Origin of the sequence: Ferroacidibacillus organovorans (assembly GCF_001642725.1) — a bacterium.
Lineage (GTDB): Bacteria > Bacillota > Bacilli > Alicyclobacillales > SLC66 > Ferroacidibacillus > Ferroacidibacillus organovorans.
The window spans coordinates 86254-100190 of sequence record NZ_LSUQ01000007.1 but is presented as its reverse complement, the minus strand read 5'-3'; the positions used below and the strand labels follow the sequence as shown (position 1 = coordinate 100190).

Here is a 13937-nt window from a genome sequence, read left to right as displayed (position 1 = left end):
TCGCCGCACAGCGCCTGACCAGTGCGCTCCCGACGACGATGCCGTCTGTGTAATCCGAAAGCTCGCGCACTTGCTCAGGTTGACTGACGCCAAAGCCAACGGCGACGGGTACAGAACTGTACTCGCGCACGCGCTCGACAAACGCGCGCAGGTCGCTTGAGAATCCTTGGCGCTCTCCGGTTACGCCGAGGCTAGAGACACAATAGACGAATCCCGAGGCAGCGCGCGCGATGGTTTCGATGCGTTCCCCACTGGTAAGTGATACGAGCGGAATGAGCGCGAGCCCCCGCTCCTGTAGCGCTTGGCGCAGATCTCCCGCCTCTTCGTGCGGAAGATCGGGGACGATCATGCCGTCGGCGCCCACCTCTTGACACGCTTTTGCTAATTCTTTGGCACCGTAGGATAGAACCGGGTTTACGTAGGTGAACACGACGATCGGCACATCCGTCACTGCGCGCACACGCGCAATCAGTTGTAGCGCCTTCGGCAGGTTCATCCCCTGCTTTTGCGCGCGCAGTGATCCATCTTGAATCACCGGGCCGTCCGCCAGCGGGTCAGAGTATGGGATGCCTACTTCAATCACGCTTGAAAACGCGGCGAGCTGAGTGAGCAGTTGAAAACTGATCTCCGCATCGGGATCTCCCGCACTTAAAAACGGAATAAACCCGGCGCCCCGCTTCTTTGAAAGCGCGTCTGCGATCGCCTCATGTCCACGTTTTGTCAAGGTAGTGCCCCTCCTCTAAAATCGGTTGCAGCGTTTGCACATCCTTGTCACCGCGCCCTGACAGATTGACGACAAGCAACTCATCTGGCCGCATCGTTGCCGCCTTTTTCATCGCATAGGCGACGGCGTGCGCCGATTCAAGCGCCGGAATGATCCCCTCGACGCGGCTGAGTTGCACGAACGCATAAAGCGCCTCTGCATCCGTGACAGGAACGTACGAGGCGCGCCCCGACGCGAAGAGATGAGCGTGCTCAGGGCCGATCCCTGGGTAGTCAAGACCCGCAGAGATGGAGTGAGCTGGCAGCACCTGGCCTAGTTCGTCTTGCAGCAAAAGGGTCATCGACCCGTGCAGGACGCCTTTGCGCCCCCCGTGAATCGACGCCGCGTGACGCTCCGTGTCGACACCCTCGCCTGCCGCTTCCGTTCCGATCAGTTCGACACCGCCATCTTCAAGAAAAGGATAAAAAATGCCCATCGCATTACTGCCACCCCCGACGCAGGCTACAATCGCGTCAGGAAGACGACCGTGCAGTGCGAGCGTCTGCGCCTTTGTCTCATCCCCAATGATCCGTTGAAAATCGCGCACCATCATCGGATAGGGATGCGGTCCGACAACCGAACCAATGATGTAGTACGTGTCTTCCACGTGGGATACCCAGTGTCTGATCGCCTCGTTGGTCGCGTCTTTCAATGTTTTTGTGCCAGACACGGCAGGTACGACGGTTGCGCCAAGGAGTTTCATCCGAAACACGTTGAGCGCTTGTCGCTGCATATCTTCTTCACCCATGAACACAGTGCACTCAAGTCCTAGCAGTGCCGCGACCGTGGCGGACGCAACACCATGCTGTCCAGCGCCGGTTTCTGCAATGATTCGCTTTTTTCCCGTTTTTTTTGCGAGCAATCCTTGCCCCAGGGTGTTGTTGATCTTGTGAGCGCCTGTGTGGTTCAGATCTTCGCGCTTTAAATAAATCCGCGCGCCCCCCGCGATTTTTGTCAGCCCCTTTGCCTCATACAAAGGGGTGGGACGTCCCGCGTAATTGGCGAGCAGATCGGACAATTCAACTTGAAACTGGGGGTCGCTCGAATAATGTGCAAAATCTCTCTCAAGTTGTTCCAGTGCTGACATGAGAGTTTCTGGGACGTATTTCCCACCAAACTCGCCAAACCGTCCTCGCTCATCCGGATACAAGGTCACGCCTCCTTACTTCATGAACAAATGCACGCATCTTTTCCGTGTCTTTTCTGCCGTTTGTTTCAATGCCTGACGAGACGTCGACGCCTTGTACGCGGTAGTCTGCGAGCAAGTCGGCGACGCGTGTCGGGGTCAAGCCCCCCGCGACAAGAAGGGGGGTACCCTGTGCCTGTTCCAGGCATGCGGGAATGAGCGACCAGGGAAACGTTTCACCTGTACCTCCGTGTGCACCTGCGCGCTTCGTGTCAACCAGCAAGGCGTCCACCACGTCGCGATAATCGCCAATGCGCTCGACGTCGCTTTCATTGGCGATACCTATCGCCTTCCAGACGATCAAGCCTTGCTTTCGCGCTTCCTGGCAAAACGCCTTCGTCTCTTCACCGCTCAATTGAACACGGTTGATTCCTGTCTCCTCATGGAGGCGCAAAAGAGAGTCAAGCGTGGGATTGACGGTGACAAAGACCGGTTTACTATGCATTGGACTGACGTGTTTGAGCCACTCTACCACATCTGCGACAGCAACGCGACGACGACTTTTTGCAAGAACAAATCCGATGTAGTCTGCTCGCAGGGCGTCAGCCACTGCGACTTCTTCTTCGCACATGAGTCCACACAGCTTTACGTAGGTCATCGCGCGCGTATAAACATATCATCAATTTGCTCTGAAACATGTTCAACACCTGCGCGCATAAGCGTCTCACCAATTAAAAATGCGCGCGCACCCGCCTGCTTTAATGTTTCTACCTGCGCGTGCGTTTGAATGCCGCTTTCTGCCACGAGTAAAACACTTTTAGGCAGGAGTGGCGCAATTTGCGCTGTCAAGCTGAGATCGACTTCAAATGTGTGTAAATTGCGATGGTTCACGCCGATCAGCGCCGGCTTGAGCGACATGATTCGCTGTACTTCTTCTGCGTTGTGCACTTCAATCAAGACATCCATGGTGAGCATGCGCGCCAATTCGTAGAGCTGAAACAGTCGCTCGTCAGGAAGCGCCGCGACGATGAGCAGAATCGCATCAGCGCCGATCGCGCGCGCCTCATAAACCTGCAGCGGATCGATTATGAAATCTTTGCGGAGCACTGGAAGAGCCACGGACTGCCGCGCCCTTTGAAGGGCCTCGATACTTCCTTGAAAATACGTCCTGTCTGTCAGAACGGAGAGTGCCGCGGCATTCGCCTGCTCGTACGTTTGCGCGATCTGCGCCGGGTCAAATGAATGCACGATCACACCTTTGGAGGGAGATGCTTTTTTGATCTCCGCGATGAGGCTGTTCGGCGCGTTTCGCTCAAGTGCAGCCAAAAACCCCCGCACAGGCTCTCCCTGTTGCGCGCGATCCTTCCACTCTTCGAGTGTGGCATCACGGTTGAGCGCTTCGACTTCTTCTTTTTTGGTGGCAAGGATGCGATCAAGGATGGTCATGACGCAGTCTCCTTCGGCGCGGATGTGCCGTGATTCTGTAGGTCGATCAGTTTTTGCAGCGCCCGACCTTCGTCAAGGATCGCTTCGGCGCGGCGGGCGCCTTCTGCAAATGTTTTTACACGCCCCATGACGAGAAACCCGGCTGCCGCATTCATGACGACCACATCGCGGCGGGCGCCCTTTTCTCCTTCAAAAATGGTGCGAACGATTCCCGCATTTTTAATCGCGTCTCCGCCTAAGATCGCTTCACGCGGCGCTGTTGTTAAACCAAAATCAGACGGTGAGACATCGTAGGATGTCACACGACTCGAATGCACGTCAAATACGCGTGTAGGCGCAGAAATAGAGAATTCGTCAAGTCCATCTGCCGCGTGAATCACGAATGCTCGTTTGACACCGAGGTTTAGCAGCGTATGTGCCATTTTTTCGGCAATCGCGTCATCGGGCGTGCCGAGAACCTGATACGCTGGATGTGCCGGGTTTGTGAGCGGCCCTAGGATGTTGAACATGGTGCGAAATCCGAGGTCGCGCCGGACGGGTGCGACGTGTTTCATGGCTGGGTGATACGCTTGTGCAAAGAGAAAACAAAAATTGTGCTGACGCAGGGATTCTAGCGCCGCAGAAGGTTCGAGTGATATGTTGATGCCAAGCGCCTCTAGAACATCCGCACTGCCGGTCTGACTGGATGAGGCGCGATTTCCGTGTTTAGCTACAGGGACGCCGTCTGCGGCGAGTATGAACGAAGCGGCCGTCGAGATATTAAACGTGCCGGAGTGATCACCGCCTGTTCCACACATGTCAAGCGTTTCACGCTCTTCTAAAATGACTTCAAGCGCGTGTTCGCGCATTGCGAGCGCACTGCCAGTAAGCTCGGTGACCGTCTCCCCCTGTTGCTTAAGCAGCGTCAGGTATGCGGCCATCTGTGCGTGAGTTCCCTCCCCGCGCATGATGTGATTCATCGCGGTGCGCGCTTCTTCCAAGGTTAAATTCTGCCCATTTGCCAAATGGAGGAGGAGATTTTTCACACGTACAACCACCTTTCTAAAAAATGCAAAGAAAAAAGAACGTGGGTTTCCCCCCGTCCTTTGTGAACGCATATCCTCTAGTCAATCACATATCCATAGGCAAATAACACAGGATCTCGACTAGGCTCAACTCAGCTCACAAATTCAAGGGTACCTTGAAATCGACTGTCTTCGCGCGGATCGCTGTCTGCTCCCAGACAGCGCATCACGAGTGCGCTTCTCTTTGTATCCTACTACGCAAAGCGGGATCGGTCAATGAATCGAAAATGGAGTCTTCATGAACGGTTTATGCCTTAACGAACTTTAGGAGAAAGTCCACCATTTCCACTTGTCTTGTCACTGCGTCAAGCGACGCGCGCGTAAAGCAGTTGCGACACGCGTCTCCTCCACATCGGGGTAAAGCTCTACATTCCCGATTCGCGTGGGCAAGACAAACGCGAGTTGCTGCTTTGTCGCCTTCTTATCGCGGCGCATCGCGGCAATCAGTGCGTCCACGTCAAAGGAGGGTGGAATATGTTGTGGAAGATGCGCCGCTTTTAGGAGCGTGTGCAGGCGGTGCAAGACTGCCTCATCACAGCGACCAAGTGACACGCTGATCAAACACTCGGTCATCATGCCGATGGCGACCGCTTCTCCGTGAGCGAATTGACCGTACGCGAGTGCCTCGATCGCGTGTGCGACGGTGTGTCCAAAATTCAGGAACGCCCGTACCCCCTGCTCTGTTTCATCTTTGCTGACAATCTCTGCTTTGATCGCGCATGAAGTAAAGAGCATCTCCTCTGTCGCATCGAGATCACCATCCACCAAGCTGTCCATGTGTTCTTCAAGCCAGGAAAAAAAAGATTCGCTCCAAATGACACCGTGTTTGATCGCCTCAGCCAATCCGCTGCTGCGTTCTCGCGCAGGAAGTGTGCGCAGCGTCTCGACGTCATAGAGCACGATGCATGGCGGATGAAACGCGCCGACGAGGTTTTTCCCCTGCGGGAGGTTGATGGCGACTTTGCCGCCGATGCTTGCGTCGTGCGCGAGGAGCGTTGTTGGAATTTGAACGAAGCGCACGCCACGCATGTAGGTTGCCGCGACAAATCCAGCGAGATCGCCGACGACGCCGCCGCCGAGCGCCAAAACTACCGATTTGCGGTCAAGTCCAGCCTCAACACAGCGCGTATAGAGTGTATCTGCGGTAGCGAGTGATTTTGACGCTTCACCACGCGCAACGACCGTGCGAACGGTTGGCATCCCGCTCGCTTTGAGAGACGCCTCGACCGTGTCGGCGTAGCTAAACGCGAGCAGGGATTCATCCACGACAAGAAGTGCAGATGTGACGTCTTTGCAAACGGCCTGAACCCTCTTCCCGACCTCTGCGAGGAGTTGTCGTCCGATGTGCACCTCATAGTCTCCACCTGTCGACTGAACGTAAAGTGTATGATGTGCGCTCATCGTAATCGCTCTGCGACACGCGCTTGATAACTCGCGAAATTTCGCTTCATTTCTTCAATCGAGTCGCCGCCAAACTTTTCGCAGAATGCCTCAGCCAAGACGTACGCTGCGACATTTTCACCGATCACGGCTGCCGCAGGCGCGGCGCACGCGTCGGAGCGCTCAATGGCCGCGAGGTATGCCTCTTTTGTCTCCAAGTCAAAACTCGGTAAGGGTTTATAGAGTGTCGGGATGGGTTTCATCGCCGCGCGGACCACGATTGGTTCGCCGTTGCTGATGCCCCCTTCGATCCCGCCTGCCCCATTCGTTTGTCGATAGACACCGCGCGCTGGATCGTGGAAAAGGGCGTCGTGCACGAGCGAGCCGGGGAGCGTTGCCGCTTCAAAGCCGAGTCCGATTTCGACGCCTTTAATGGCTTGAATGCCCATCATCGCACCTGCCAATCGGGCGTCAAGACGACGATCCGGCATGACATAGCTTCCGAGTCCTACAGGCACGCCTGTCACGATGACCTCAAAGACCCCACCTACCGTGTTTCCGTCTTCTTTTGCTTGATCGATAACGCGAATCATCTTTGCCTCCGCATCCGGGTCTGCGCAGCGAACCGAGGATGACTCGGCGCGCGCCGACAATTCCTCAAAGGAGAGCGCGGAGATTTTGTCGCGATCCACCTTGACTGGTCCGATCTGTACGATATGCGAGCAAAGTGAAATCGAGAATACGTCGAGCAGTTGACGCGCAATCGCGCCGACTGCGACAAGCGTTGCCGTGTTGCGTGCGCTTGCCCGCTCTAGGCTGTTGCGCATATCGTCAAACTCGTACTTCAGCGCGCCCGGAAGATCAGCGTGACCTGGACGCGGTTTTGACACGCGCGCCAAATCGTCGGGCGCATCGCCAGTAGGAGCCATGCGCGAGAGCCAGTTTTTGTGATCCTTATTATGAACGGCGAGCGCCACGGGGCTTCCCATCGTCTTTGAAAAGCGGACACCAGATAGAAATTCGATCTGATCCGTCTCAATTTTCATGCGATACCCTCTACCGTGTCCCTGTTGGCGGCGCCAGAGTTGGTGGTTGATCGCCGCCTCTTGTAGCGGCAGGTTTGCCGGAAGCCCCTCGATGATGGCAACAAGCGCTGGACCGTGGCTCTCGCCTGAAGTTAGATAGCGAAGCATTCTCTTCTCCCCTTGCGTGTAAACACGCATGCTTTTTGACCGCTCACTTAGAAATTCTGTAAAAACTCAGGTTGATGCAAGAGCGAGAGGAACAGGTCGCGCGTCGCAATCACATCATTCCAGTCCATCAGCGGAGATTGCGCGTTAGGATAGCGAACAGGAACGCTGACTCCGCCTGCTGGCATTCCGTCGCGGCTTAAAAATAGCACGCCCGCGTCACTGCGCGATGTTAGATTGATTTCAAGTTGAAACGCGATGGATGCTGCTTTGGCAGTATGTGTGAGCGCGGCGCGAACGCGTGGCGCGACGACCATGTCGCGATCTGCTTCTTTGATGGCGGGTCCACCGCCGAGCTTGACTGTACCGCGCTCCGCCTTTGGCGTGTCGAGCGCCTCAGTCGTCTGGATGGTCAGCGCCAAGTCGGCTTTGACGGAGTGCCCTGCCACACGCGCACCGCGCGCGCCGAGTTCACTTTGCGCGGCAAAAACGCCGACGATCGTATAAGAAGTGGCACCTTGAAGAAGGATGTCACACAAGATGGCGCACGGGACGCGACTCGTCAGCGCGGGGCCTGACACATACCGTTCATCATGCCAAGTGAGTGGGGTGACAGCCGTAAAAAAGTAGCCCAGTTCAGGTTGATCGCGATCCGTAATCAGGTCGATAAAGAGATGGTGAGCTGTCACATCGCTAGATTTGATCTCACTCTCGACACCAATGATCCCGCGCGCGCCGGTGCGCGAGCACTGAACGGTTCGGCCGATCCACGCGGATGCGGCGAGGCGTCCCAACGTCTCCACGCGCAAATAGGGACGCTCGCGATCATCGATGACGACAAGCGCTGGCTCGTCCATCGGGGCAGTCAGGAGAATGACGCCGTGAGACGTCTCTTTTGGACGAACGACCGCATAGAGATTGCCGAGGGAATCAACCGACCATTCATCTACGGACGGACCCAGATGATCTGTGAGTCGTTTGCGCATCGCGTCTTCGCCGCCAGTCGGACCCGAAACATCGTACAGTTTCTGTAATAGCTCCTTCATCATCCTGGAAATCCTCCCTTTTCAAGCCCGCGCAATACAGAGATGAGCAGACGATACGCGTTTTGCACATCGTCGAGGTGAACACTTTGGACAGGCGCGTGAATGTAGCGAACCGGTACGCTGATCGATGTCGCGACGATTCCGCCTTCGGTTAAATGAATGATGCCATTGTCGTTTGATCCGCCTTTGACGCGGCGCATCTGGACAGGAATGCCGTTTTCCTCTGCCACCTGTTTTACATATGCGCGAAACGGCCTGTGCGCAACCGTACGGCTGTCAACGAGCGTGAGTGCAGGACCGGCGCCAAGAATCGTCGATTCGCCGTGCGCAGGCGCGTCTACGACGTCAAAGCAGACAGTGCCTTCAAGAACGATCGCAAAATCTGGTTTTGTGCGAAACGCAACAGGCCCTGCGCCGCGCAGGCCGATTTCTTCCTGAACTGTGAACGCGGCGACAAGCGGGAGCTTAATGTCTTCTTTTAATGCTTCGAGCAAAATGGCGCAACCGACGCGATCGTCAAACGATTTTGCTTTCGCGCGGCGATCCCCATACTCCTCGTAGCGTGTCGCAAAGACCGCCGTATCACCGATTGCGACATGCGACTCAGCCTCTGCTTTGGTGCTCGCTCCGATATCGATAAAAAGTTGGGAGAGCCCGAGCGGTTTTTTTCGCTCCTCAGGCTTTTGCAAATGGATCGCTTTTGCGCCAATTACGCCAGAGATGCGTTTTGATCCCACAAGCAGGACTTTTGACACGAGAATGCGCGGATCGACGCCGCCGATCGGGCGAAAGCGCAGAAGACCATTTTCCTCTATGCCAACGATCATAAAGGATACTTCGTCCATATGCGCGGCGAGCAGCACCTTGGGACCGTTTTGCTGCAGGTTTTTCTCGACGATCAGCGACCCGAGGGTATCGGTCGTGATGCGTTCGGCAAATGGCGTGGCCTCGCGGCGAATCAGATCGCGGACCTCGCCTTCAAAACCGGATGGACCAAACGCCTCGGTCAGTTCTTTTAATAGCATGACAATCCCTCCACAAACGCGGCGTCAAGGCTTGCGATGACCCGTGCGAGAAGTCTCCCGACACGCGCGATGTCATCGAGGGACGCCGTCTCTACAGACGTGTGCATATAGCGCAGTGGGATGGAGATGAGCGCGGTTGGGATACCGGCTTGTACGATCTGGATCGGATCGGCATCCGTGTACGTCGCGCCCTGTGTCACTTCAATCTGATACGGGATGTTCTGCTCGGTCGCGACGGTTTTGAGCCGCTCAAACAGCTTTGGATGAAGATGGGGTCCAAAGGAGATCACGGGACCTCCTCCCACCTTTTGCACGAGATCCGACTCGACGCCCGGCATCTCGCCGTGGCATACATCAAGAGCAATCGCGAGATCTGGCAGGATGCCGTATGCGGCGGTCTGCGCTCCTTTGCATCCGATCTCTTCTTGAATGGTCGCCACTGCGTACACGTCTGCGTTGTGGCGGATGTGGGAGAGCTCGTTTAGTGCGAGCAGCATTGCCGTCACGCTCGCGCGGTTGTCAAGCGCCTTTGCCGCGACGCGCTGGTTGATCAGGCGGACGGGGTCGCGGCGCAGTGTCACGCGATCCCCGAGGGAGATGACTTCGCGCACACGCGCTTCTGCCATGCCGAGATCAAGAAAAATATCTTTTAATGGAACCGCCTCTTCCCGCTCCTCAGGCGCCTGCAAGTGTGGCGGCTTTGAGCCGATAATCCCGCTATACGCTTGTGTGCCGTGTACGGTGACCTCCTGTCCGAGCAGCGTGCGTGGATCAAAACCGCCAATGCCAATTACGCGCAAGAAACCGCCTGGCTCAATCGCTTGCACCATGAGACAGATCTCATCCATGTGGGCGGCAAGCATGACGCGCGGTCGCGCCGCCCCTTCCCCGTTTGCGACACCGATGCAGTTTCCAACCGAATCGGTGTAAAATGCCTGTATGTATGGTTCGCACAAGGTTTGATAGCGCGCGGCAATGAGCCCCTCATCCCCCGGCCCACCGCTTAATGTGACGAGTTGACTCAGCACCTCAAATGTGTCCATTGGACACCTCCTGTCCTCACTTCACTGCAAATGGTTGCTCAATATGGCTTGTAGCTCGTCCGGAAATGGCGCACTAACACAAATCTTCCGGGAGTCGATCGGATGGCGAAAGCAAAGTTCACTCGCGTGCAGTGCATGCCGAGTCAGGTTGAAACGCGTACGATCATCTTCTCTACCATACAGTATATCGCCAAGTATGGGATGACCCAAATAGGCGAGGTGCGCGCGGATTTGGTGTGTGCGCCCCGTTTCAAGTTTAAGCGTTAGGAGGGACAAGGTTCTGTCTTTGCTCACCGACAGTGACACGCCGTGCGTGACGGCACGCTTTCCAGCGCTTCCAACAATTCGTTGCAGGGCATTCTGCACCTCCTCAATCGCCGCATCAATCGTGAAGGATGGCGGCAACTGACCGTGACTAAGCGCCTGGTAGATTCGCTTGATTTCCCCCGCGCGAAGCGTGCGTACAAGCGCATCGTGTGCGACACGGTGCTTTGAGAGAAGAAGTGTGCCTGATGTCTCTCGATCGAGGCGGTGAACCAGGCGTGGATGAGCAGTCGGTTCACACCGCAGATGATCGACGACGTTTCCCATGACGCTCCCTGTGCGTTCGCCGGGAGACGGATGAACCAATTGTCCTGCCGCTTTGTCGATGACAAGCAGGTGTTCATCCTCAAAGAGAACGCGGATCTCACCGGGTTCCGGTGCCATCCAAAAGGTTGACTCGCGCGCGTAAAGCTCAATGTGGTCACCCACTTCCACGCGTGATGTGAGAAAAACAGGGAGCCCATTTCGTGTGAGGCCGCCACCTGAAAGGATCTCGCGGCGTGCGCGCTTGCGCAATTGAAGACCTGTAAGAAACGATTGCACCATGCGACCTGCTTCGTTTTCCATGACGGTGTGTTCAAACAGTTTCATCGCGTGATCAAGGCATGTCTCGTCCTATTCCGTATATATTGATGGTATCACTGTCCGAATGAATCGGAGGAAAATGCGTGTGAATAAATCCCATGAAGCCCCCCGCCTGCGCGGTTTTGTAAAAGGAGTCATTCTCGGTGCGACAGGAACGCTCGTCGCGTTATCGCTTTGCGTCGTTTTATTTGCCCGGTATCTTGAGACCGCGAGTCAACAGACCACCATCGCTGTGAATACACCGCAGGTCAATTCTTCGAATCGCGTTGAATTGTATTTTCCGCTTGAGCGATTTCTGGCTTGGCGTTCGACGCCAAACCTTCAAATGGACATGCGCGGACAAGATGTCCATGTGCACGTGAACGTGCACCCCATCACGAGCCTTGGGATCACGTTGTCTGTTGATATTTACGGTCAGCCGAATGTCGTGAACGGACAATTTGTACTGCGCTCCGTTCACGGCAGCATCGATCACATACCGATTCCAACATCCCTGTTACTCGGAGCCATTGCGCGCGAAGGTTCGACCTACGGCGTTTACACCAATACAAAACAGGACGAGCTTGCCATTGATAAGACGTTCGGAACGTCTCGCCTTGTCGGTTTTGACCATCCGGCCAATGATTTGATCATCTCTGTTCCGGTCTCGGCTGTTCTGCGCGCCGCACACGGTGAAGGGATCATTTAATGTTTCAACGTGCGTCGGGTACACGCGAGTCGAGTTGCTTCACCATGCGGTAATCATAGGTTGAATACCCATTTTTTTGGTACAAATCGACGGCTGGGACGTTTGTGCGCGTGACAAAGATCTGAACTGCATGAATTCCGCGCGTTGCGAGCCAACGCTCAGCGGCGCGTAGCGCGTGACTGCCTACCCCTTTTTTGCGCCAAGCCTCTTCGACAAACAGCTCGCCGACAACACCCATGCGCTCATTGGTGAGTGGATCTGGCGATTCAGCCACAAACGCGTAACCCACCGTTTGGTGATCTGTTGTCTCAAGCATCAGCACATGCGCTTCTCCACGTCCGGTCAGCTGGGCGATCTGTCGCGCCCACATCTGGCCTTCTTGCGCAGGTGAACTGCGGCTGAGAGCGCCTTGGCGTTCTCCTTTTGCACCATTTCCCTCGGCGAGTTCAGACCACAATTTTTTTTGCACGTTCATCAACTCGACGTGATAATGGCCTACGCGTTCACTGTCGCGCATAGGGTGAAACGGTCGAGCGAGAAAGGTAACGGTTGGTGTATCATCTATCGGGTGGTCCGGCCCGACTCCTGCGTCGATTTGCTTGCGGTTTGGCAAACGCGTTTTGGCTCGCTGAGGCGATCGGCGGCGCGTTCTGCGTTTTGTCGGCTGCATGCTAGACCACCTTTCTGCGGCTGCGTACGACATACTCTACGCAATCTTTGGTTGTCCTCATGCCGCGAGCAGAACGCATGGCGAGTGTCGCTTTTACGTTTTTGCGATCTCATGTTTTTCGAAAAGTTGAAAAAGAAATTCAGGCGGCGTATGTTCGACACCGTCATACTCGCGCTTTGTGTGAAGATGGATCGCCTCTGGAAACTCTTCTGCGAGCATTCCGCGAATGCGCTTGCCGACATCATCCGAATCCGTAAACACGAAGAGCTCATCGTTTTGCACGCGCGCGTGAATCTCCATCACCCGCTGATGGGTTGGAATGCCAAAGGTACACAGCACATCAATATCTTCGCGAAGAAGCGGAAGGATGCGCTCGCGATCTTTTTTCCCTTCAACGATGACTACGGCGCGCATTTTGCGTCAACTCCCGGGATTCGTTGGCGGTGCTGGCAGATTTCCGTGAGGGTGGTATGCGTCAAGTGGTGCCAGGGATCCATCCCATTGGGAAAAGAGCATGCGCAAACGATGGTTGTGAAAGATGTCGCGCAGTAGAATTGAAGCGGCGAGTTTATGTCCTGCCGTGTTGGGATGCCAACCGTCTGCCATAAATGGCACATATGTCAGATGGTGGATCAAGAGATACTGCTTCATCTGGTCGAACACGTTAAAGACAAAGACGCGCGGGCTGGCAAACGACTTGGCAACATTGACCTCGGCGGTCATATAGGCTTGTTGGAGCACGGGATACTGCGTATAAGACGCGCGCGAAATCGGCGTTGTCACCATGAAGACGGCTGAGCCGCGGCGCAGCGCGTCTGCGATCTGATTGTGGATCAGTGACGCAAAAAGTGGGACGGGCGTACCGGCGTGCGCGTCGTCAAGCCCTCCCCAAGCCAAGACGACAACCTGGGGGCGCGCACTGTCAAGCCAGCCAGTGTACTGCGATTGCAGACTTGTCGCGGGTGCGCCTGGAACTGCACGATTGATCCAATCGATCGGCAAAGAAAAACTGTGATGCAACCGATCAAATGTGCGCCACAAGTACCCCCCGCCCGTGTCTTTCCATCCATCCGCAACGGAAGAACCAACGATCATCACACGCATCGCAGGGTCGTTCGTATCTCGCTTTGCCACACTGGCGTGTACTGTGTGACCGCTAAACATTGGAGCGAGCGCGACCCAAGCGCCTAAGAGGAGACCGCCTACGCGCAGGAAGAGAGTGACAGATCGACGAAAATCATTGTTGCGTTGAATCCGCATTGCGTGTGTAGCCCTCCACCATGAGTTCCATCTCCGTCTCAAACGGAAGTTTTAACGGATCTGGCAATTGATTGAAAACGTCTGCAATTTCTTTGATGCTTAATGCCGTTTGTGATTCGACCTGGCGGTGCGTCGTTGATTCATACCACGCGTGCAGCGCGTCAATCAACTGATAGAACGACATCTGAAAGTGATCAGCGCTCTCACCTGCATCGTCGAAGTCACTTTGTTGCATGATCGCATATGCGTCCTTCGCGCGCAAGAGTGCGTTTTGCACGTCTTGCAAATGTGCGTCCGTCCCTGTGTCTGACACGCTACATCTCCTTT

At 55.5% G+C, this 13937-nt stretch carries 16 protein-coding genes; 1 reads left to right on the top strand and 15 read right to left on the bottom strand.

Annotated features, from left to right (window positions below; genetic code table 11):
* The 11 genes from trpA to AYW79_RS04165 form a co-directional block, all read right to left on the bottom strand.
* On the bottom strand, positions 1–724 hold a 724-nt coding region (gene trpA / locus AYW79_RS04215), incomplete at its 3' end, for a tryptophan synthase subunit alpha (RefSeq protein ID WP_067562023.1).
* Positions 705–1919, bottom strand: a complete 1215-nt coding sequence (gene trpB / locus AYW79_RS04210; protein ID WP_067562021.1) for a tryptophan synthase subunit beta — start codon at positions 1917–1919, stop codon at positions 705–707. The genes trpB and trpA, both read right to left, overlap by 20 nt.
* Positions 1900–2547 carry a phosphoribosylanthranilate isomerase gene (locus AYW79_RS04205; RefSeq protein ID WP_067562018.1) on the bottom strand — a complete coding sequence of 216 codons (648 nt, stop codon included), beginning with the start codon at positions 2545–2547 and terminating at the stop codon, positions 1900–1902. Before AYW79_RS04205 ends, trpB begins: the two co-directional genes overlap by 20 nt.
* A complete protein-coding gene (trpC, locus tag AYW79_RS04200; RefSeq protein ID WP_067562015.1) occupies positions 2544–3335 on the bottom strand; it encodes an indole-3-glycerol phosphate synthase TrpC in 792 nt (263 codons plus the stop codon). The genes AYW79_RS04205 and trpC overlap by 4 nt, the downstream gene beginning before the upstream one ends.
* Positions 3332–4360 carry an anthranilate phosphoribosyltransferase gene (trpD, locus tag AYW79_RS04195; RefSeq protein WP_067562013.1) on the bottom strand — a complete coding sequence of 343 codons (1029 nt, stop codon included), beginning with the start codon at positions 4358–4360 and terminating at the stop codon, positions 3332–3334. Before trpD ends, trpC begins: the two co-directional genes overlap by 4 nt.
* A gap of 336 nt (positions 4361–4696) precedes the next feature.
* On the bottom strand, positions 4697–5800 hold the full coding sequence (gene aroB / locus AYW79_RS04190; protein ID WP_067562010.1) for a 3-dehydroquinate synthase: 1104 nt from the start codon (positions 5798–5800) through the stop codon (positions 4697–4699).
* On the bottom strand, positions 5797–6972 hold the full coding sequence (gene aroC / locus AYW79_RS04185) for a chorismate synthase (RefSeq protein WP_067562007.1): 1176 nt from the start codon (positions 6970–6972) through the stop codon (positions 5797–5799). Before aroC ends, aroB begins: the two co-directional genes overlap by 4 nt.
* 47 nt (positions 6973–7019) lie before the next feature.
* Positions 7020–8018, bottom strand: coding sequence for a zinc-binding metallopeptidase family protein (locus AYW79_RS04180; protein WP_067562005.1), 999 nt, complete (start codon positions 8016–8018; stop codon positions 7020–7022).
* Positions 8015–9040, bottom strand: a complete 1026-nt coding sequence (locus AYW79_RS04175; protein WP_067562002.1) for a M42 family metallopeptidase — start codon at positions 9038–9040, stop codon at positions 8015–8017. The genes AYW79_RS04180 and AYW79_RS04175 overlap by 4 nt, the downstream gene beginning before the upstream one ends.
* Positions 9031–10083: a M42 family metallopeptidase gene (locus tag AYW79_RS04170; RefSeq protein WP_067561999.1), complete on the bottom strand. Its 1053-nt coding sequence runs from the start codon at positions 10081–10083 to the stop codon at positions 9031–9033. Before AYW79_RS04170 ends, AYW79_RS04175 begins: the two co-directional genes overlap by 10 nt.
* Before the next feature lie 21 nt (positions 10084–10104).
* Complete coding sequence (locus tag AYW79_RS04165) at positions 10105–10953, bottom strand: RluA family pseudouridine synthase (protein WP_269449061.1); 849 nt, start codon at positions 10951–10953, stop codon at positions 10105–10107.
* Between the two features lie 124 nt (positions 10954–11077).
* On the opposite strand from AYW79_RS04165, the gene AYW79_RS04160 reads away from it, so the two are divergent.
* Positions 11078–11680 carry a hypothetical protein gene (locus tag AYW79_RS04160; protein ID WP_067561994.1) on the top strand — a complete coding sequence of 201 codons (603 nt, stop codon included), beginning with the start codon at positions 11078–11080 and terminating at the stop codon, positions 11678–11680.
* A 4-nt stretch (positions 11681–11684) separates the two neighbouring features.
* Here the strand turns inward: AYW79_RS04160 and AYW79_RS04155 are convergent, their stop codons facing one another.
* From AYW79_RS04155 to AYW79_RS04140, 4 genes are all read right to left on the bottom strand, one after another.
* On the bottom strand, positions 11685–12350 hold the full coding sequence (locus AYW79_RS04155) for a GNAT family N-acetyltransferase (RefSeq protein WP_067561991.1): 666 nt from the start codon (positions 12348–12350) through the stop codon (positions 11685–11687).
* 93 nt (positions 12351–12443) lie between these two features.
* Entirely contained in the window at positions 12444–12764 is a 321-nt protein-coding gene (locus AYW79_RS04150) for a hypothetical protein (protein ID WP_067561989.1), read from the bottom strand.
* Between the two features lie 6 nt (positions 12765–12770).
* Entirely contained in the window at positions 12771–13610 is an 840-nt protein-coding gene (locus AYW79_RS04145; protein ID WP_067561986.1) for an SGNH/GDSL hydrolase family protein, read from the bottom strand.
* Positions 13588–13923 (bottom strand): hypothetical protein, encoded by a 336-nt coding sequence (locus AYW79_RS04140; RefSeq protein ID WP_067953122.1) that lies wholly within the window; start codon positions 13921–13923, stop codon positions 13588–13590. Before AYW79_RS04140 ends, AYW79_RS04145 begins: the two co-directional genes overlap by 23 nt.
* Positions 13924–13937: the final 14 nt, after the last annotated feature.

Excerpts from the sequence above, each read along its gene's own strand:
- AYW79_RS04205 (WP_067562018.1), bottom strand. The coding sequence starts at position 2,547 with ATGACCTACGTAAAGCTGTGTGGACTCATGTGCGAAGAAGAAGTCGCA.
- trpC (WP_067562015.1), bottom strand. The coding sequence starts at position 3,335 with ATGACCATCCTTGATCGCATCCTTGCCACCAAAAAAGAAGAAGTCGAA.
- aroB (WP_067562010.1), bottom strand. The coding sequence starts at position 5,800 with ATGAGCGCACATCATACACTTTACGTTCAGTCGACAGGTGGAGACTAT.
- aroC (WP_067562007.1), bottom strand. The coding sequence starts at position 6,972 with ATGCTTCGCTATCTAACTTCAGGCGAGAGCCACGGTCCAGCGCTTGTT.
- AYW79_RS04180 (WP_067562005.1), bottom strand. The coding sequence starts at position 8,018 with ATGATGAAGGAGCTATTACAGAAACTGTACGATGTTTCGGGTCCGACT.
- AYW79_RS04175 (WP_067562002.1), bottom strand. The coding sequence starts at position 9,040 with ATGCTATTAAAAGAACTGACCGAGGCGTTTGGTCCATCCGGTTTTGAA.
- AYW79_RS04170 (WP_067561999.1), bottom strand. The coding sequence starts at position 10,083 with ATGGACACATTTGAGGTGCTGAGTCAACTCGTCACATTAAGCGGTGGG.
- AYW79_RS04165 (WP_269449061.1), bottom strand. The coding sequence starts at position 10,953 with ATGGTGCAATCGTTTCTTACAGGTCTTCAATTGCGCAAGCGCGCACGC.
- AYW79_RS04155 (WP_067561991.1), bottom strand. The coding sequence starts at position 12,350 with ATGCAGCCGACAAAACGCAGAACGCGCCGCCGATCGCCTCAGCGAGCC.
- AYW79_RS04150 (WP_067561989.1), bottom strand. The coding sequence starts at position 12,764 with ATGCGCGCCGTAGTCATCGTTGAAGGGAAAAAAGATCGCGAGCGCATC.
- AYW79_RS04145 (WP_067561986.1), bottom strand. The coding sequence starts at position 13,610 with ATGCGGATTCAACGCAACAATGATTTTCGTCGATCTGTCACTCTCTTC.